Source organism: Streptomyces sp. NPDC090798 (assembly GCF_044768965.1).
In the GTDB taxonomy this organism is placed as follows: Bacteria; Actinomycetota; Actinomycetes; order Streptomycetales; family Streptomycetaceae; genus Streptomyces.
In genome coordinates this window covers 256,223-275,102 of record NZ_JBIVXA010000006.1, presented here as the reverse complement: position 1 = coordinate 275,102, position 18,880 = coordinate 256,223, and the positions used below count along the sequence as shown (strand labels likewise).

Below are 18,880 nucleotides of genomic sequence, written 5' to 3'. Positions count from 1 at the left end.
GGTTCAGCAGGGCGGGTGCGAAGGGCGCTGATCGGGGTGGGGACGGACTTTTCAGGAAGGGTGGAGACGGGCTTCTTCAGTGTGCCTCGTGCCAGTTCTCGGCCAGGTCGCCCCACAGGTAGGCGCTGGTTTCGACGCCCTTCATGAGGAGGTCGAGTTCGACCTTCTCGTTGGGGGCGTGCCAGCCGTCGGAGGGGACGGAGATGCCCAGGAAGAGCACGGGGGCGCCGAGGACTTCCTGGAGGTCGGCCGCGGGGCCCGAGCCACCCTCGCGGGTGAAGCGGATCGGCTGTTCGAAGGCGCGGCCCATGGCGCGTACGACGGACTGCAGGGCGGGGTGGTCCAGCGGTGTGAGGCAGGGACGCGTGGCGGCGCCGAACGTGATCTCGTGCCGGATGCCGGCGGGCAGCCGGTCGGCGGCCCAGGCGCGGACCGCCTTCTCGATGTGGTCCGGGTCCTGGCCCGCCACCAGCCGGAACGAGAGTTTCACGGTGGCCGAGGACGGGATGATCGTCTTGCTGCCGGGGCCTTGGTAGCCGCCGCCGATGCCGTTGACCTCGGCGGTGGGGCGGGCCCAGATGCGCTCCAGGGTGGTGTGTCCGGCCTCTCCGTAGGTGGCCGTCGACTTGGCCGTGCTCAGCCAGCGCTCTTCGTCGAAGGGCAGTTCGGCGAAGAGCTCACGCTCGCGTTCGCTGAGTTCGGTGATGCCTTCGTAGAAGCCGGGGACGGCCACGCGCGCGTGCTCGTCGTGGAGGGCCGCGACGAGGCGGGCGGCGGCGGTGGCCGGGTTGGGCACGGCGCCGCCGAAGGAGCCGGAGTGGATGTCCTGCTGCGGCCCGTACAGCTCGATCTCGCACTCGGCGAGGCCGCGCATGCCGGTGCACACGGTGGGGGTGTCCTCGGACCACATGCCGGTGTCGGAGACGATCACCGCGTCGGCGGTGAGCCGGTCGGCGTGGCTTTCGACGAGGCCGCGGAAGTGCGGGGAGCCGGACTCCTCCTCGCCCTCGATCAGGAGCTTGAGGTTCACGGCCGGTGCGCTGCGTCCGGTGGCGGCGAGGTGGGCACGGACGCCGAGTGTGTGGAAGAACACTTGGCCCTTGTCGTCGGCGGCACCGCGCGCGTGGAGGCGGTTTCCGCGGATCACCGGTTCGAAGGGGTCGGTGTCCCAGCCGTCCTCGCGGGCTGCGGGCTGCACGTCGTGGTGTCCGTAGACGAGAACCGTGGGGGCCCCGGGGTCCTCTGCGGGCCATTCGGCGAAGACGGCGGGGGCGCCCTCGGTCGCCCAGACCTCGGCGGTCGGGAAGCCGGTCTCCAGCAGCTTGGCGGCAAGCCAGTCGGCGCTGCGCGCCACGTCCGCGGCGTGGTCGGGCTGGGCCGACACCGAGGGGATGCGCAGCCACTCCGCGAGGTCGTCGAGGAAGGCCGTGCGGTGGTTCTGGATGTACGTGCGGACGGTGCTGACGGCGTTGTCAACGGGCTTGCTCATGCTCACGAGCCTATCCGCCCACGGAGGCGTGTTCGTCCGGCGGATCTCCGGCAGACGCTTCCTGTGGGTCCGCCGGGTCATGTGTGAGCAGTCGTTCCAGCGCCGCGCGGTCCGGGAGCCCGTCCGGGTGGACCACCTCACCGCTGCGGACGTACAGGAACGCGGCCTTGACGGACTCCAGGGGCACGCCTTGCTGCTCGGCCCAGGCGAGGCGGTACAGGGCGAGCTGGAGGGGGTCGGCCGTGCCGGTGCGGCTGGTCTTCCAGTCGACGATCTCGTACGTCGCCCCGGCGCCGTCCTGAGCCCGGTAGACGGCGTCGATCCGGCCCCGTACGACGCGTCCCGCGATGGTGAGCTGGAACGGTGCCTCGACGCGGTGGGGGGTGCGGTGCGCGTAGGGGGTGCGTTCGAAGGCGTCCTTGAGTTCCTCCAGGTCGCGTTCGTCGGCGATCTCGGCGTCGCTGCCGGGCAACTCCTCCGGTTCCAGCATCGGCAGCCGCAGCTCTTCGAAGCGGGACTCCAGCCAGGCGTGGAAGCGTGTGCCGCGGCGCGCTGCGGGCTGTGGGGGGCGTGGCATGGGGCGCGCGAGTTCCTGTGCGAAGCCGTCCGGGTCGGCGGCCAGGCGCATGAGCTGCGTCACGGTGAGCGAGGCCGGCAGGGGGACGTCGGTGACGCTCGCGCGGGCGCGCAGGAGCTCTCCGGTCAGGGCGTCGAGGTCGCGGTCCCAGGAGACGAGGGTGCGGGCCTCCTCCGGGGTGAGGCGCGCGGGTTCCTCAGGGTGCGGTTTCGCAGGGTGCAGTTTCGCAGGGTGCGGTTTCGCAGAGTGCGGGCGAGCCTCCGGAGCCGGTGCCTGGTGCGGGACCGTCGGACGGTCCTGCGGGTGTCGCGTCGGCCGGTCCTCGGGGCGGTCGGTCGACCAGGAGTCCCAGTCGGAGTCGTCCCCGTCGGGGAAGCCGTCTCCGGGGAAGTCGTCGTCCCCGTAGGGCACGTCGTCGTACGCGGGGTCGTCGTCCTCGGGCGGGGTCGGCCAGTCCGGATCGTCGTACGAGGTGGGGTCGTGTTCGGCCGCGTGCCGGTCTCCCTCCGCCCCGGGGTGGGGCTCTTCGTGGGACGCCACACGCTCCAGGTGGGCGAGTACGGTCTCGGCGGCGGCGCGACGGCGGGCCAGTGCCGCGTCGTCGAGCGGGAGCGGCCACGCGTGGTCGGCGGCCGCCTCGCGCAGGGCGGGGTTCTCCTCGTCCTCGGCGGGCTCCTCGGCCCAGACCTCGATCTCGCCGTGTCCGGCGGCACAGTGTTCGTAGAGGGCGTGCAGGAAGTCCGAGGGGCCGCGCGGCTTCTTCTGGGAGGGACCCCACCAGTGGCCGGAACCGAGCAGGAGCGAGCGGGGGCGGGTGAAGGTGACGTAGCCGAGGCGCAGCTCTTCGGTGTGCTGGTGGTCCTTCATGGCCTCGTGGAAGGCCTTGATGCCCTTGGCGTCCCAGGTGGCGATCTCGGGGAGCGTGTCGGCGTCACCACGCAGCTCGTGCGGCAGCACCTTGCCCTGGGCGGTCCACTTCTCGCGGCCCTGGCCGCTGGGGAAGGTGCCGGTGACGAGCCCGGGGACCGCGACGACGTCCCACTCCAGGCCCTTGGACTTGTGCGCGGTGAGCACCTTGACGGTGTTCTCGCCGCCGGGCAGGGCGTTGTCGAGGCCCTTCTCGTACTGGGCGGCGGTGCGCAGGAAGCCGAGGAAGGCCAGCAGGGTGGCCTCGCCGTCGCCCGCGGCGAAGGACGCGGCGACGTCGAGGAAGTTCGACAGGGTCTCTCGGCGGCGGGCCGCCAGCGCGTGCGGGGACGCGGAGAGCTCGACCTCGAGGCCGGTGACGGCGAGCACCCGGTGCAGGACGTCCATCAGGGGGTCGGCGAGCGAGCGGCGCAGGTCGCGCAGCTCGGCCGCGAGCCGCGCGAACCGCACCCGCGCGTCCGACGAGAAGGGCAGCCCGTCGTCGTCCCCTTCGGCCTCGATGGGCATCTCCAGGAACGTGTCGAGGGCGTCGGCGAGCGATATCACCTCGGCCGGGTCGACCCCCTCGACGGCCGCGGCGAGCCGGCGGTCCGTGTCCTCGTCGGCGCCCACGCGCGCGTGGGACACGAGCAGGCGGGCGCGCCTGCCCAGGAGGGCGAGGTCGCGCGGGCCGATCCGCCAGCGGGGGCCGGTGAGCAGGCGGACCAGGGAGGCGTTCGCCCCGGGGTCCTGGAGGACTTCGCAGACGGCGACGAGGTCGGCGACCTCGGGCAGGTGCAGCAGCCCGGAGAGGCCCACCACCTCGACCGGGATGTCCCGGGCGACGAGCGCGCCCTGGATCTCGGCGAAGTCGCCCGCCGTACGGCACAGCACGGCGATCTCGCCGGGTGCCTTTCCGGTGCGTACGAGGTGGGCGATCGAATCGGCGAGCCACTCGATCTCCTCGGCGTGGGTGCACAGCAGCGCGCAGCGGACCTGGCCGTCGTGCTCGGCCCCTGGGGCCGGGCGAAGGGCCTCCACGCCCTCGTGCATGGCGCGCAGGGGCTCCGCGAGCCCGTTGGCGAGGTCGAGGAGGCGGCCGCCGCTGCGGCGGTTCTCGCTGAGCGCCTGGCGGGCCGCGGGCCGGCCGTCGGCGTGTGCGAAGTGTTCGGGGAAGTCGTCGAGGTTGGCGACGGAGGCGCCGCGCCAGCCGTAGATGGCCTGGCAGGGGTCGCCGACCGCGGTCACGGGATGGCCGGTGCCGCCGCCGAAGAGTCCGGCGAGCAGGATGCGCTGGGCCACCGAGGTGTCCTGGTACTCGTCCAGCAGCACGACCCGGAACTCGTCGCGGAGGATTTCCCCGACCTCGGGGCGAGTGCGGGCCAGGGTGGCCGAGAGGGCGATCTGGTCACCGAAGTCGAGGAGATCGCGCTCGCGCTTGGCCGACCGGTAGCGGCCCACCAGTTCGGCCAGTTCACGCCGGGCCGCGGCCGCCTCGGGGACCTTCCGCAGGTCGGCGTTGGTGAGTTTGGCGCCCTCCAGGGAGCGCAGCAGCTCGGCGTCGTAGGCGCGCAGGTCCTCGGGCCGCACGAGGTGTTCGGCGAGCTCGGAGTCGAGTGTGAGGAGGTCGCCGACGAGGTCCGGGAAGGAGCGGGTCAGCGCCGGGTACGGTCCCGGGGCCTCGCGCAGTACGCGGGCGGCGAGCTGGTAGCGGGTGGCGTCGGCGAGCAGGCGGGAGGTCGGTTCGAGTCCGATGCGCAGGCCGTGGTCGGTCAGCAGACGGCCCGCGAAGGCGTGGTAGGTGGAGATCACCGGCTCGCCCGGCGGGTTGTCGGGGTCGATCACGTCCGGGTCGGTGACTCCGGCCTTGATCAGGGCCTTGCGGACGCGCTCGGCGAGTTCGCCCGCCGCCTTGTTGGTGAACGTGAGACCGAGGACCTGCTCGGGGGCGACCTGTCCGGTGCCGACGAGCCACACCACGCGTGCCGCCATCACCGTGGTCTTGCCCGATCCGGCTCCGGCCACGATCACCTGCGGGGCGGGCGGTGCGGTGATGCAGACCGTCTGCTCCGGGGTGAACGGGATGCCGAGGAGCTCTTTGAGCTGCTCGGGGTCGGTGATACGGGCGGGCATGTCGGAGAGGCTAGCGGCGCCCACTGACAGCGGAGGCCACATCGGCCGCCGGGACGAAAGAAGTGCTGGTCAACACGTGTGGTGCCGTACGTCACTCGCTGACGTGACGTCCTTGGGCTCCTCACTCGACCACGTGACGTCCCTCGGGCCGAGCGCTGCACGATGCCCGGAAAGCGCAGTGCGTGCAGTGTTGTCCCGTGGTCGGTGAGAACCGTTCGTCGAGGACCTTCCCGGCCGCGGTGGCCAGCAGGTCGCCGACCCACTCACCCTCCAGGGGCTCCTGGGCCTGCACCTTGGGGAGGGTCTCGCCGCCGTTCTTCTTGGCGGCACCCTGGCGCAGCTGGACGAGTTCCGCGCCGCCCGGCTCGGGGCGTACGCCGTCGAAGGTGTCGTCGACGGCCCCCTCGCGGACGGCGAGCTGGTAGACGGCGAGCTGCGGGTGGTGCGCCACCTCCGCGGCGCTGGGCGCGTGTTTGCCGGTCTTGAAGTCCACGACGTAGGCGCGGCCCTCGGTGTCCGTCTCGACGCGGTCCATGGAGCCCCGGATGCGCACCTCGTAGTCGCCCGCCTCCAGGGTCACGTCGAAGTCGTGCTCACTGGCCACCGGCACACGTCCCGCACGGACGCCGTTGGAGTCGACGTGCCACTTCAGGAAGCGTTCGAGCGCCACGCGCGCGTGCTCCTTCTCCTGCGCGGACTTCCAGGGCGCGTCGAAGGCGAGCGCGTTCCACACGGAGTCCAGACGCTCCATGAGGACGGCGAGGTCGGCGGGGGTGCGTCCGGAGGCGACCTCGTCGGCGAGGACGTGCACCACATTGCCGAAGCCCTGGGCGGCGGTGGCGGGCGCGTCGGCCTTGACCTCGCGGCCCAGGAACCACTGCAGGGCGCAGGTGTTGGCGAGCTGGTCGAGGGCGCTTCCGGAGAGCACGACGGGCTGGTCGCGGTCGCGCAGCGGCACCTTGCTCTCGGTCGGCTCGTACATGCCCCACCAGCGGTAGGGGTGCGCGGACGGCACGAGGGGGCGGCCGTCCTCGTCGCCGAGGGCGGCGAGCTTGGCCAGGCGATGGGCCGCGGCCTGCCGGAGGGCGTCCGAGACCCGCGGGTCGACCGTGGTGGCGCGCAGTTCGGCGACCAGGGCGGCGACGGACAGCGGGCGGCGGGGGCGGCCGGTGACGTCCCTGGGTTCGGCGCCGAGTTCGGTGAGGAAGCGGGAGGGCTGGTCGCCGTCGTCGGCGGGGGCCTTCACGGCGGTGACGATCAGGCGTTCACGCGCGCGAGTGGCGGCCACGTAGAACAGACGGCGCTCTTCGGAGAGGAGCGCTCCGGGTGTGAGGGGTTCGGCGAGGCCGTCGCGTCCGATGCGGTCGGCCTCCAGCAGGGAGCCGCGGCGGCGCAGGTCCGGCCACAGGCCCTCCTGGACGCCCGCGACGACGACGAGGCGCCACTCCAGGCCCTTGGAGCGGTGCGCGGTCATCAGGCGTACGGCGGCGGGGCGCACCGCCCTGCGGGTGAGCGTGTCGGCGGCGATGTCCTGGGCCTCGATCTCCTCCAGGAAGTTAAGGGCACCGCGCCCACCGGTGCGTTCCTCGGCGCGGGCCGCGGTCGCGAACAGCGCGCAGACGGCGTCGAGGTCGCGGTCGGCGTTGCGTCCGGCCGCGCCACCGCGCCGGGCGGCCCGCTCCAGGCGCCGCGGCCACGGTGTTCCCTCCCAGAGGTCCCACAGCGCCTCCTCGGCCGTCCCGCCGCCCGCCAGGCGCTCCCGTGCCTTGCGCAGCAGCGCGCCGAGGCGCTGGGCTCCCCGGGCGTACGCCGGGTCGTGCGCGACGAGCCGCTCCGGCTCGGCCAGCGCGCGGGTGAGCAGTTCGTCGGAGGGCGGCGGTACGTGGTTGCCGGCGGCGCGCTCCTCCTCGCGCAGCGCGCGCCCCAGGCGCCGCAGATCGGCCGCGTCCATGCTCGCGAGGGGCGAGGCGAGCAGGGTGAGCGCGGTTTCGGTGTCGAGCCAGGGCGCTGCTTGCGCGTCGGCATCCTCAGGTACGTCGATGCCTTCAGGTACATCGGCATCCTCGGGCGCATCGGCGTCTTCAGGTACGTCGGCGTCCTCAGGCGCATCGGCGTCTTCAGGTACGGCACTGTCGCCGCCGGAGGGCGCGGCCGTACCCGACTCCGCGCGTGCCACCGCCCGCAGTGCCGTCAGCAAAGGCGTCACCGCCGGTTCGTGCCGCAGCGGCAGGTCGTCACCGTCGATGTCGAGCGGCACGCCCGCCGCGGTGAGCGCCCGCCTGATCGTCGGGATCGTGCGGGCGCCGGCGCGCACCAGGACGGCCATGTCGCCCCAGGGGACGCCGTCCTCCAGATGGGCGCGGCGCAGGATGTCCGCGATGTTGTCCAGCTCCGTGCCCGCCGTCGGGTACGTGTAGACCTCGACGGTGCCGCCGTCCCGTACCGGAGACAGCTGGCGGTGGGCGCGTACCTTCTCCGCCGGAAGGCGGGTCAGCGGCATGCGCTGGGTGATCAGACGGGTGGCGGTCAGCAGGGTGGCGCCGGAGCGGCGGGAGGTGCGCAGCACCTCGACCGGCGCGGGGCGGCCGTCCGCGCGCGGGAAGGCGTCGGGGAAGTCCAGGATGCCGTTCACGTCCGCGCCCCGGAAGGCGTAGATCGACTGGTCGGGGTCACCGAAGGCGACCAGGTTGCGGCCGCCGCCGGCGAGGGCGTGCAGCAGCCGGACCTGCGCGGGATCGGTGTCCTGGTACTCGTCCACGTAGACGGCGTCGTACTGCGCTGCGAGGCGTTCGGCGACGCCCGGACGCCCGGCGAGCAGCACCGCGCGGTGGACGAGTTCCGCGTAGTCGAGCACTCCTTGGAGGTCGAGAACGTCCAGGTACTCGGCGAGGAAGGCGGCGGCGGCGCCCCAGTCGGGGCGGCCGATGCGCCGGGCGAAGGCGGTCAGGGCGTCGGGGCTCAGGCCCAGTTCACGGCTGCGTGCCAGTACCGCGCGGACCTCGTCGGCGAAGCCACGCGTGGTCAGGCAGGCGCGCAGCTCGTCCGGCCAGCGGACATGGGCGAGGCCGAGCCGCTCCAGGTCGGGCTGGCCCGCGAGCAGTTCGCGCACCGCCACGTCCTGTTCGGGTCCGGACAGCAGCCGCAGGGGCTCCACGAACAGGTCGCTGTCCTGGTGGGCGCGGACCAGGGCGTAGCAGAACGAGTGGAAGGTGGTCGCCCGGGGGGCGCGGGCGGCCCCTATGCGCAGCGCCATGCGGTCGCGCAGCTCGACGGCCGCCTTGCGGCTGAACGTCAGCACCAGGATGCGTTCCGGGTCGCCGCCCCGCGCGATCCGGGCCGCGACGGATTCGACGAGCGTGGTCGTCTTGCCGGTGCCGGGGCCGGCCAGCACGAGCAGTGGGCCCGTGTCATGGTCAACCACCGCGCGCTGCTCTGCGTCCAGACGAGGGGGCCCCACTCGGACCGGCGCGGTACGCACCAGTCGGTACGCGCCGCGGGTCCCCTGCCGCACCTGGGGGTGCGACAGGCGCCTGGTGGAAGAAGAGGAGCTCACGTGGTTCGCCGGTCCTGGAGGTTGTGCTGGTGGGCAGAGCACCGCGCGTTCAGGGCGGTGGCCGCGGGGTGAGGGGGATGCGTGCCGTCGACGCTACGCCGGTGAGCACCGTGGAAGGAGGGCTTCCCCTTCTTCCCTCACACCACGTGCGTCCCCCGGTTCTCGAACGTACGGCATGTCACGGACGTGCCGCGTTTCCCCCGTACGGGCCACAGGTTCCCCATCGCCCCGTCCGATGCCGGAAGCTGTCAGGTGTGACCCTGCGCGCGTTCGCCGCCGTCCCATCGTGCCCGTCTCATGTCGATGCGCGGCAGATGCCCCTCGGAGGCCCTGCTCGCCTCCTTCAGGGGCGTGCCCTCGTCGCGGTAGTGGCCCAGCGCCTCGAGTTCGTGGCCCGGGAGCAGCGCGCCGTCCGCGCGGACGACCCGCCACCACGGGACCGCTCCTCCGTAGAGGGCCATCACCCGGCCCGCCTGGCGCGGTCCGCCCTCCTCGAGCCACTCGGCGACGTCCCCGTACGTCATCACGTGCCCGGGCGGGATCGACTCGGCGACCTCAAGGACCCGCTCCGCGTACTCCGGCAGGGCATCCGTCGGAAGGCTCTCCTCGCTCATCCGCCCCATCCTGCCCCATCCCACCGACAGTGCCACGATTCGGTGACTGTGCGTATCCCTCGCCATGGAGGCGCACTTCGGGCAGACTGTGCGCCCCCGTATTTGCACCCTGATGCCCCCGTGTGTCGGTGGGGCATGCCACCATCGTGCGGGCGGTGACTGGTGATACGAGATCAAGAAGAGACGATGAGGCAGCAGGGCGTGCATCCCGAAGACGCGGAGAGCACCTCCGCGGTCTCGTCGCGTCCGGACACCGGCGACACCACCCCGAAGGACCCGGGCGAGGCGGCGGACGAGCCCACCACGACGGTGGACGAAGAGCCCGTTCCTGACACCCACGGAAGAGCCCTGAAGCGGCTCGGTGCGCAGGACGACTGCGGCGACGAGGTCCACAACGACGAGGTCGAGGGCGACGAACCGCTGCTGCCCGCGCGCGTGCACCGTCCGTCCGATCTGATGCGGCTCCTGGTCGGCGTCCTCGCCATCGCCGTGCTGCTGGCCGTCGCCGCGTTCGCGCACGGCACCACCTCTGGGCTCGAACAGGACATCAACAAGGGCACCGGCCAGGCACCCGATCTGCTGATCAAGATCGCGGGTCTGGCGTCGAGCATCGCGATCCTCCTGGTGCCGGTCGCCTTCGCGATCGAGCGGCTGATCAAGCGGGACGGGCTGCGCATCGCCGACGGCGTGCTGGCCGCGGTCCTCGCGCACGGAGTGACACTCGCCACGGACCTGTGGGTCGCCAAGGGCGCCCCGAGCTCCATCCAGGAGGCGCTCACCCAGCCCTCGCCGGGTGACATCCATGCCCTGACCGACCCGGTGCACGGCTATCTGGCGCCGGTCATCGCATACATGACAGCCGTCGGGATGTCCCGCAGACCGCGCTGGCGCGCGGTGCTGTGGGTGGTGCTGCTCCTCGACGCCTTCTCCATGCTGGTCACCGGCTACACCACACCGTTCTCGATCATCCTGACGGTGCTGATCGGCTGGAGCGTCGCGTACGGGACGCTGTACGCGGTCGGCTCGCCGAATGTGCGTCCGACCGGGCGGACGCTCATGGCGGGCCTGCGGCACGTCGGCTTCCACCCCGTCAGCGCGGCCCGCGAGGACACGCCGGACACCACGGAGAACGGCGACCGCGGTCGGCGCTACTTCGTCACTCTGGAGGACGGTCCGCCGCTGGACGTCACGGTGGTCGACCGTGAGCAGCAGGCACAGGGCTTCTTCTACCGTGTGTGGCGCAACCTGACGCTGCGCGGCCTCGCCACCCGTCGCAGTCTCCAGTCGCTGCGCCAGGCCCTGGAGCAGGAGGCGCTCCTCGCGTACGCGGCCATCGCGGCCGGGGCCAACGCCCCGAAGCTGATCGCGACCTCCGAGCTCGGCCCGGACGCCGTGATACTCGTCTACGAGCACACCGGCGGGCGCACACTGGACTCGCTTCCTGACGAGCTCATCACCGACGATCTCCTGCGCGACACGTGGCACCAGGTGCAGGCCTTGCAGTCGCGACGCATCGCGCACCGCAGACTCGCGGGTGACGCGATTTTGGTGGATCGTTCCGGCACGGTGATCCTCACCGATCTGCGCGGCGGTGAGATCGCGGCCGGCGATCTGCTGCTGCGCATGGACATCGCCCAGTTGCTGACCACGCTGGGGCTGCGCGTCGGCGCCAAGCGCACGGTGGCATCAGCCGTGGGTGTGCTCGGCCCGGACCCGATCGCCGACTGCCTGCCGCTGCTGCAGCCCATCGCGCTGACCCGCTCCACGCGCGCGACGCTGCGCAAGCTGGCCCGGGAGCGCGCGCAGCGCGAACGCGACGCGGTCCTGGATGCCTCCCGGCAGAACAAGCTCACCCGCGCGGAACAGACCCAGCACACCGAGGCCGCGGTGGAAAAGCCCGGCAAGAAGGCCGTACGCGCGGAGCAGCGGGCCGAGAAGCGGGCGATCGACGAGGCACTGGACGAAGCACGCGAGGAGGATCTCCTCACCCAGATCCGCCACCAGGTGCTGCTGATCCGCCCGCAGGCGCCGGTCGAACCGGCCCGCCTGGAGCGGGTGCGGCCACGCACGCTGATCAGTTTCATCGCCGGTGCCATCGGCGGGTACTTCCTGCTGACGCAGCTCACCCACATCGAGTTCGGGACCCTCTTCGACAGCGCCCAGTGGGGCTGGGTCGCCGCCGCCGTGCTGTTCTCCGCGCTGAGCTACTTCGCGGCGGCGATGGCACTGCTCGGCTTCGTACCGGAGCGGGTGCCGTTCATGCGGGCCGTCGCGGCGCAGGTCGCCGGCTCGTTCGTGAAGATCGTGGCGCCCGCCGCGGTCGGCGGTGTCGCCCTCAACACGCGCTTCCTGCAGCGTGCGGGGGTGCGGCCGGGGCTCGCGGTGGCGAGTGTCGGCGCGTCCCAGCTGTTCGGGCTCGGCTGCCACATCCTGATGCTGCTGTCCTTCGGCTATCTGACCGGCACCGAGAAGACGCCGTCCCTGTCGCCCTCCCGCACGGTCATCGCGGGTCTGCTGACGGTCGCCGTACTGGTGCTCGTCGTGACGTCGGTGCCGTTCATGCGCAAATTCGTCAGCACGCGCGTGAGGTCGCTGTTCGCGGGCGTCGTACCGCGCATGCTCGACGTGCTCCAGCGGCCCCAGAAACTGATCACCGGCATCGGCGGCATGCTGCTGCTGACCGCCTGCTTCGTGATGTGCCTGGACGCGTCGATCCGCGCCTTCGGCCACCAGCAGCCCACCGCGCTCAGCCTCGCCAGCGTCGCCGTCGTCTTCCTCGCCGGTAACGCGCTCGGCTCCGCGGCGCCGACCCCCGGCGGCGTCGGCGCCGTCGAGGCGACCCTCACGGTCGGTCTGATCGCCGTGGGGCTCCCCAAGGAGGTCGCCGCCCCCGCGGTGCTGCTGTACCGGCTGCTGACACTGTGGCTTCCGGTGCTTCCGGGCTGGCTGTTCTTCAACCACCTGACCCGCAAGGGCGCCCTCTAGAGCCCCGTACCGACCCTCCCGTACGAGCCCCCGCGCGCCCTCACCCGCACGGCCCGCGCCCCGAGCGCCCCGCCCCGCACGACCGCAGGATGGGGAGCATGCCGAACCCGTCTCCGCCGCGCGCCGCTGCGCTGGCCCTCTCCGTCGCTGTGCTGTCCGCCATGCTGACGGGCTGCAGCGACAACCCGAAGAGCGAGGACCTGCCGGCCCAGAAGCTGAGCTGGAAGGACTGCCCGGCCCCCGCCGAGTCCGAGGGCGGCGGCAACGCCCCCTCTCCCCTGCCGGGCGGCACACAGTGGCAGTGCGCCACCATGAAGGCGCCCCTCGACTGGGCCGACCCCAAGGGCGACACCATCGGGATCGCGCTGATCCGGGCGCGGACGAGCGGCGAGCAGAGCAAGCGCATCGGCTCCCTCATCTTCAACTTCGGCGGCCCCGGCGGCTCCGGCGTCACCACACTGCCCGCCTTCGGCGAGGACTACGCGAAGCTGCGCACCCGCTACGACCTGGTGAGCTTCGACCCGCGTGGGGTCGGCCGCAGCGCGGGCGTGAAGTGCGAGGACGACAGCCGGCTCGACGTGTTCTTCCAGCAGGACGCCACCCCCGACGACACCGCCGAACAGAAGAACCTCCTCACCAACACGAAGACCTTCAACGCGGCCTGCGAGAAGAACTCCGGCCGGACCCTCCCCCATGTGCGCACCACCGACGCGGCCCGCGACATCGACCTCATGCGCCAAGTGCTCGGCGACGCCAAGCTGCACTACTTCGGCATCTCGTACGGCACCGAACTCGGCGGCGTCTACGCCCACTTGTTCCCCAAGAACGTGGGGCGCGCCGTCTTCGACGCGGTCGTCGACCCGACGCAGAACCCGGAACAGAGCGCGCTCGGGCAGGCCAGGGGCTTCCAGCTCGCACTCGACAACTTCGCCACCGACTGCACCTCGAAGACCGAGCCCTGCCCGATCGGCGACACCCCGCAGGACGTCAAGAACCGCATCGCCAAACTCCTCAAGGACCTGGACAGCAAGCCCATCCCCGGCGTCTTCCCACGCCAGCTCACCCAGACCGAGGCCACCAACGGCATCGCGCAGGCGCTGTACTCCAAGGACTTCTGGGAGTACCTGACGGAGGGCCTGGACCAGGCGTACAGCGGTGACGGCAAGACACTGATGCTGCTGTCCGACTCGATGAACGGGCGCAACCAGAACGGCCAGTACAGCAACCTCTACGCGGCCAACGTCTCCATCAACTGCGCCGACGAAAAACCGCGGTACACGGTCTCCGACGTGCAAGCCGGGCTGCCGGCGTTCCGGGCCGCCTCACCGCTGTTCGGCGACTTTCTGGCCTGGGGCATGCTCAGCTGCACCAACTGGGCCGTCCCGGGCGCCGCCGACCACCCGGACGTCAGCGCCACCGGTTCGGCGCCGATCCTCGTGGTCGGCAACACCGGCGACCCGGCCACGCCGTACCAGGGCGCGAAGAAGATGGTGGACGCGCTCGGCAAGGGAGTCGGCGTCGAGGTGACCTACAAGGGCCAGGGGCACGGCGCCTACGACAGCGGGAACAAGTGCGTGCACAACGCGGTGAACGGCTATCTGCTGGACGGGACCGTACCGCCCGCGGGAACCGTCTGCACCTAGAACCAACGCCATCCGCGCTAAGAAAAGTGCAGGTCAAAGGGTTATCCACAGGCGCCCGCGGCGTCGGCTGCGGGCGCCTACCATGGCCTGCATGTGATCCGCGACATCCGGCGGGCCGCGGGCGAGGGGGGAATTTCATGACGCGTTTCGCACGGTGGACGGCCGCGGCGGCCGCCGCGCTGCTGGTGGCAGGCTGCGGCAGCGGCTCGTCGGGGGGCGGCAAGGACGAGGGGAAGAACAGCGGTCGGCCGTCCGCCGGGGCGCCTTCCTCCGGCACCACCTCGGGGCTGCCCGCCTCACTCACCTCGCAGAAGCCCGACTGGGGCCGCTGCAAGGGTTCCTCCGCGCCGGGCAGCGGCTGGCAGTGCGCGACACTCAAGGTGCCCCTGGACTACGCGAAGCCGGACGGCGAGACGATCGGCCTGGCGCTGATCCGCTCGAAGGCGACCGGCGGCCAGAGCAAGCGCATCGGATCACTCCTGTTCAACTTCGGCGGCCCCGGCGGCTCGGGCGTCGACACGATGCCGTCGTACGAGAGTGTCGTCGGCCCGCTCCACGAGCGCTACGACCTGGTGAGCTGGGACCCGCGCGGCGTCGCCGCCAGCGAGGGCGTGCGCTGCCGCAGCGACAAGGCGATCCAGACAGCCGAGTCCGTGGACGCCACCCCGGACGACGCGGCCGAGGAGACCGCGTACTTCAAGGACGCCGCCGACTTCGGCAAGGGCTGCGCGAAGGCCGCCGGAAAGCTGCTGTCACACGTCTCCACGACCGACACGGCCCGCGACATGGACCTGATGCGCCAGGTCCTGGGCGACGGGACGATGCACTACCTCGGCTTTTCGTACGGGACCGAACTCGGCGGCGTGTACGCCCACTTGTTCCCCAAGGACGTGGGCCGTCTGGTGCTGGACGCCGTCGTCGACCCGAGTGCCGACACGGTCGGCCACGCCAAGAACCAGACCCTGGGCTTCCAGCGCGCCCTGGACGACTACCTCAAGTCCACCGGCCAGGACCCCAAGCAGGGATCCCAGAAGATCGTGGACCTGCTGAACCGCATCGACGCGAACCCCCTGCCGACGGCCGACGGCCGCAAGCTCACCCAGACGCTGGCGCTCACCGGCATCGTCCTGCCCCTGTACAGCAAGGAGGGCTGGCCCCGCCTGACCAACGCGCTCAAGGGCGCCGAGGGCGGTGACGGTTCGGGACTGCTGGCCCTCGCCGACGGCTACAACGACCGCGATTCCTCGGGGCACTACGGCACGACGACCCACTCCCAACGGGTCATATCGTGCTTGGACGACAAGCAGCGGCCGACTCCCGCGGAGACGAAGAAGCTGCTGCCCGAGTTCGAGAAGATCTCGCCCGTCTTCGGGGACTTCATGGGCTGGGACACCGCGGGGTGGTGCCACGACTGGCCGGTCGCCGGCCAGTACGACAACCCGGAGGTCAGCGCGCCGGGAGCCGCGCCCATCCTGATCGTCGGAAACACCGGGGACCCCGCGACTCCGTACGAGGGCGCCCGCAGAATGGCCGACGAGCTGGGCAAGGGCGTCGGAGTGGAGCTCACCTGGAAGGGCGAGGGCCATGGCGCCTACGCGAGTGGGAGCGAGTGTGTCGACTCCACGGTGAACAGCTATCTGCTGGACGGGACGGTGCCGAAGGACGGGAAGGTCTGCGCGTCGTAGTGGCGGCTGCGGTGGACGGGCTCGGTCCTGCACCCGGGCCCACCCGGCCGCCGAGCGCCCGCTCGACGCGCACCCGCTCGACGCCTACCCTGCCGGCGAAGACCCGACGCACGGACGACTGGCCGGCAAAACCCCGGCCCACGAGGGACCGGCCGACGGAAAGGGGCCCGGCACGCGCGGTGCCGAGCCCCTCCCGAAAGGCCGTACGCCTGGTACACCGGCGCCTAGTACACCGGCTTCTCCGGCTCGATCTGGTTGACCCAGCCGATCACGCCGCCGCCGACGTGCACCGCGTCCGAGAAGCCCGCGGACTTCAGCACGGCGAGGACCTCCGCGCTGCGGACACCCGTCTTGCAGTGCAGGACGATCTTCTTGTCCTGCGGAAGGGTCTCCAGGGCGGTGCCCATGAGGAACTCGTTCTTCGGGATCAGCTTGGCGCCGGGGATCGAGACGATCTCGTACTCGTTGATCTCGCGGACGTCGATGATCTCGATGTTCTCGCCGTCGTCGATCCACTCCTTGAGCTGCTTGGGAGTGATCGTCGAGCCGGCCGCCGCCTCCTGGGCCTCCTCGGACACGACGCCGCAGAAGGCCTCGTAGTCGATGAGCTCGGTGACGGTGGGGTTCTCGCCGCAGACCGCGCAGTCCGGGTCCTTGCGGACCTTGACCTGGCGGTACTGCATCTCGAGTGCGTCGTAGATCATCAGGCGGCCGACGAGCGGTTCACCGATGCCCGCGAGAAGCTTGATCGCCTCGTTGACCTGGATGGAGCCGATGGACGCGCACAGCACGCCCAGCACGCCGCCCTCGGCGCAGGAGGGGACCATGCCCGGCGGCGGGGGCTCCGGGTAGAGGCAGCGGTAGCAGGGACCGTGCTCGGACCAGAAGACGGAGGCCTGGCCGTCGAAGCGGTAGATCGAGCCCCACACGTACGGCTTGTTGAGCAGGACGCACGCGTCGTTGACCAGGTAGCGGGTCGCGAAGTTGTCCGTGCCGTCGACGATCAGGTCGTACTGGCTGAAGATGTCCATCACGTTCTCGGCCTCGAGCCGCTCTTCGTGAAGGACCACGTTCACGTACGGGTTGATGCCCAGCACGGAGTCACGGGCCGACTCGGCCTTGGAGCGGCCGATGTCCGCCTGACTGTGGATGATCTGGCGCTGCAGGTTCGACTCGTCGACCTCGTCGAACTCCACGATGCCGAGCGTGCCCACGCCCGCGGCGGCCAGGTACATCAGCGCCGGCGATCCGAGGCCGCCGGCGCCCACACACAGCACCTTGGCGTTCTTCAGCCGCTTCTGCCCGTCCATGCCCACGTCGGGGATGATCAGGTGGCGGGAGTACCTGCGGACCTCGTCTACGGTGAGCTCAGCAGCTGGCTCAACCAGGGGTGGCAGCGACACGGGGACTCCGTTGGTCGGTCTATCACTACAGTTGTTCTCCCCGTAACACTGCCACGCCCTTCTTCATTCCGAGACACCCGTTCCGATCCGCGAGACGATTTCGTCCCAGTAGCCGGGCATCGTCTCCCAGGGGTCGACCCGTCCGCCGTGATCCGTGCGGTCGGTGAAGTAGATCGTGGCGGCGCCCTGCCAGCGGGCGATGCGCAGCGCCTCGTCGAGATGGCCGCGCGGTATCCCGTGCACGAAGTGGCAGAAGCGCTCGGGCGGATAGTCGGCGGTCCACTCGGCCACCTGCGACCAGCGGTAGTCGCTCCAGGTGCCGGAGAAGGTCACCAGCTGGTCGGCGCTTTCGGCATAGCCGGGGTAGGGGTGGGTGCCGTGGCCGAGGACGAGGTGCGCGTCGTCGAGGAGCGTGCGGAGCGTGGTGGCTGCCCGGCGGACCTCGGGGAGCGCGGCGCGCTCGGTGGGGCAGCGGTGCAGGAGGAACCCGCCGACCCGGTACCAGTCGAGATACCGGTGTGCGTCGGAGATCACTTCGGCGAAGGCGCGTGCGCCGTACGTCACGTCCAGGTGTCCCAGGACGCGCACGCCCGCGTTGCGGAGTCGGCCGGCGGCCTCCAGGCAGTGCGGGTCGGGGCGGGTGCCGGGACCGTTGGCGACGTTGAGGACGGCCCAGTGCACGGGGGTGCCGGGGCGGGTGAGTTCGCCCCACTCGGCCGGAGCGACGAGGGGGTGCGCATAGCCGGGGACGCCGAGGCCGACCCTCAAGTCCGTGCTCGCGATGTCCGTCGCTGCGCTGGTCAGATACGGCATGCCGCCTCCATCCAGATGTCGGCGAGGGATTCCTCGAGGTTGATCCGGGGCCGCCAGCCGAGTCGGTCGCGTGCGGTGCGCACATCGGCCTGCTGCCAGCTGCCGCAGCCGTCCGGGTAGGGGTAGGCGACCGGTGCCCCGTGATCCGGTTCGGTGCGTGGGTGGCCGATGGACGACCTCATGGGTCCGGGCGGGCCGTCGAGTTCGTGCAGCGTGCCCCCGTAGCCGGCTACCCGGGCGAGGACGGCGGCGGCGTCGCGCAGACGTACGGCGCGACCCGAACCGATGTTGATGACGCCCTGCGCGGCGGAGAGCGAGGCGGCGTGCACGGCGCGGGCGACATCGCGGACGTCGATGAAGTCGCGCTGGACGCCGAGTCCGCCGAGTTTGAGTTCGCCGTCGCCGGACTGCATGGCGCGGCGCAGAGCCTCGGCGAGGCGGCCGAGCGGAGATCCGGCGGGGGTGCCGGGGCCCGCGGGCGAGAAGACGCGCAGGACGACGGCGTCGAGGCCGGAGCCGAGGACCAGTTCGGTGGCGGCGAGCTTGCTGACGCCGTACGGGCCGCCGGGGCGCGGTACGGCGTCCTCGGCCGTGGAGGAGCCTGGCTGGCTGGGCCCGTACTCGGCGCCGCAGCCGATCTGCACCAGGCGGGCGCCGCAGCCACTGCGCCGCAGGGCCTCGCAGACGGTGGCGACGGCGACGGTGTTGTGCCGGGTCAGTTCGCGGGCTCCGCCGCGGGTGGCGCCCGCGCAGTTGATGACGACCCCGGGGTGCACCGCGTCCAGGAAGCGGGTGAGGGCGCCGGGGCTGCCCGAGGCGAGGTCGAACCGTACGTCGGCGTCGTCGCCCCGGCCGAGCGCGGTGAGCTGCACGGCCGGATCGGCGAGCAGTCTGTCGGCGACGAAACGGCCGAGGTATCCGTTGGCTCCGATCAGCAGGACCCTCATCGGGCGGCTCCCGGGGCGGATTCTCCGGTTCGGGAGGTGATCATCTGGCGTTCTCCTTCGGGGTGGTGCCGTGGGTCGGACGGAGCGCCCGCGGTGTCGGCCCCGCGGGAGGGTGCGCCCGGCGCGAGGGCT

At 71.6% G+C, this 18,880-nt stretch carries 10 protein-coding genes; 3 read left to right on the top strand and 7 right to left on the bottom strand.

Annotation, left to right across the window (positions count from 1 at the left end; all coding sequences use genetic code 11):
* Positions 1-76 precede the first annotated feature (76 nt).
* The 4 genes from ACIQTP_RS15905 to ACIQTP_RS15890 all read right to left on the bottom strand — a co-directional run bounded on the left by ACIQTP_RS15905 (position 77) and on the right by ACIQTP_RS15890 (position 9,272).
* Entirely contained in the window at positions 77-1,489 is a 1,413-nt protein-coding gene (locus tag ACIQTP_RS15905; RefSeq protein ID WP_403400208.1) for a dipeptidase, read from the bottom strand.
* A 10-nt stretch (positions 1,490-1,499) separates the two neighbouring features.
* The gene (locus ACIQTP_RS15900) at positions 1,500-5,105 is read right to left on the bottom strand and encodes an ATP-dependent helicase (protein WP_403400206.1); all 3,606 of its coding nucleotides are present in this window, start codon (positions 5,103-5,105) and stop codon (positions 1,500-1,502) included.
* A gap of 121 nt (positions 5,106-5,226) precedes the next feature.
* The gene (locus ACIQTP_RS15895; RefSeq protein ID WP_403400204.1) at positions 5,227-8,658 is read right to left on the bottom strand and encodes an ATP-dependent helicase; all 3,432 of its coding nucleotides are present in this window, start codon (positions 8,656-8,658) and stop codon (positions 5,227-5,229) included.
* 248 nt (positions 8,659-8,906) lie between these two features.
* The gene (locus ACIQTP_RS15890; RefSeq protein ID WP_402035529.1) at positions 8,907-9,272 is read right to left on the bottom strand and encodes an MGMT family protein; all 366 of its coding nucleotides are present in this window, start codon (positions 9,270-9,272) and stop codon (positions 8,907-8,909) included.
* Positions 9,273-9,458: 186 nt separating this feature from the next.
* Here ACIQTP_RS15890 and ACIQTP_RS15885 point away from each other — a divergent pair, with 186 nt between their 5' ends.
* The 3 genes from ACIQTP_RS15885 (at position 9,459) to ACIQTP_RS15875 (ending at position 15,585) form a co-directional block, all read left to right on the top strand.
* Positions 9,459-12,257, top strand: a complete 2,799-nt coding sequence (locus tag ACIQTP_RS15885) for a YbhN family protein (RefSeq protein ID WP_403400202.1) — start codon at positions 9,459-9,461, stop codon at positions 12,255-12,257.
* 98 nt (positions 12,258-12,355) lie between these two features.
* Positions 12,356-13,900, top strand: a complete 1,545-nt coding sequence (locus tag ACIQTP_RS15880) for an alpha/beta hydrolase (protein WP_403400200.1) — start codon at positions 12,356-12,358, stop codon at positions 13,898-13,900.
* A 137-nt stretch (positions 13,901-14,037) separates the two neighbouring features.
* On the top strand, positions 14,038-15,585 hold the full coding sequence (locus ACIQTP_RS15875) for an alpha/beta hydrolase (RefSeq protein WP_403400198.1): 1,548 nt from the start codon (positions 14,038-14,040) through the stop codon (positions 15,583-15,585).
* 224 nt (positions 15,586-15,809) lie between these two features.
* Here ACIQTP_RS15875 and moeZ read toward each other — a convergent pair whose 3' ends face one another.
* From moeZ to ACIQTP_RS15860, 3 genes are all read right to left on the bottom strand, one after another.
* The gene (gene moeZ, locus ACIQTP_RS15870) at positions 15,810-16,988 is read right to left on the bottom strand and encodes an adenylyltransferase/sulfurtransferase MoeZ (protein ID WP_095852712.1); all 1,179 of its coding nucleotides are present in this window, start codon (positions 16,986-16,988) and stop codon (positions 15,810-15,812) included.
* Positions 16,989-17,051: 63 nt separating this feature from the next.
* Complete coding sequence (locus tag ACIQTP_RS15865) at positions 17,052-17,801, bottom strand: spherulation-specific family 4 protein (RefSeq protein WP_403400196.1); 750 nt, start codon at positions 17,799-17,801, stop codon at positions 17,052-17,054.
* Positions 17,789-18,748 (bottom strand): NAD(P)-dependent oxidoreductase, encoded by a 960-nt coding sequence (locus tag ACIQTP_RS15860; RefSeq protein WP_168495319.1) that lies wholly within the window; start codon positions 18,746-18,748, stop codon positions 17,789-17,791. Before ACIQTP_RS15860 ends, ACIQTP_RS15865 begins: the two co-directional genes overlap by 13 nt.
* Positions 18,749-18,880: the final 132 nt, after the last annotated feature.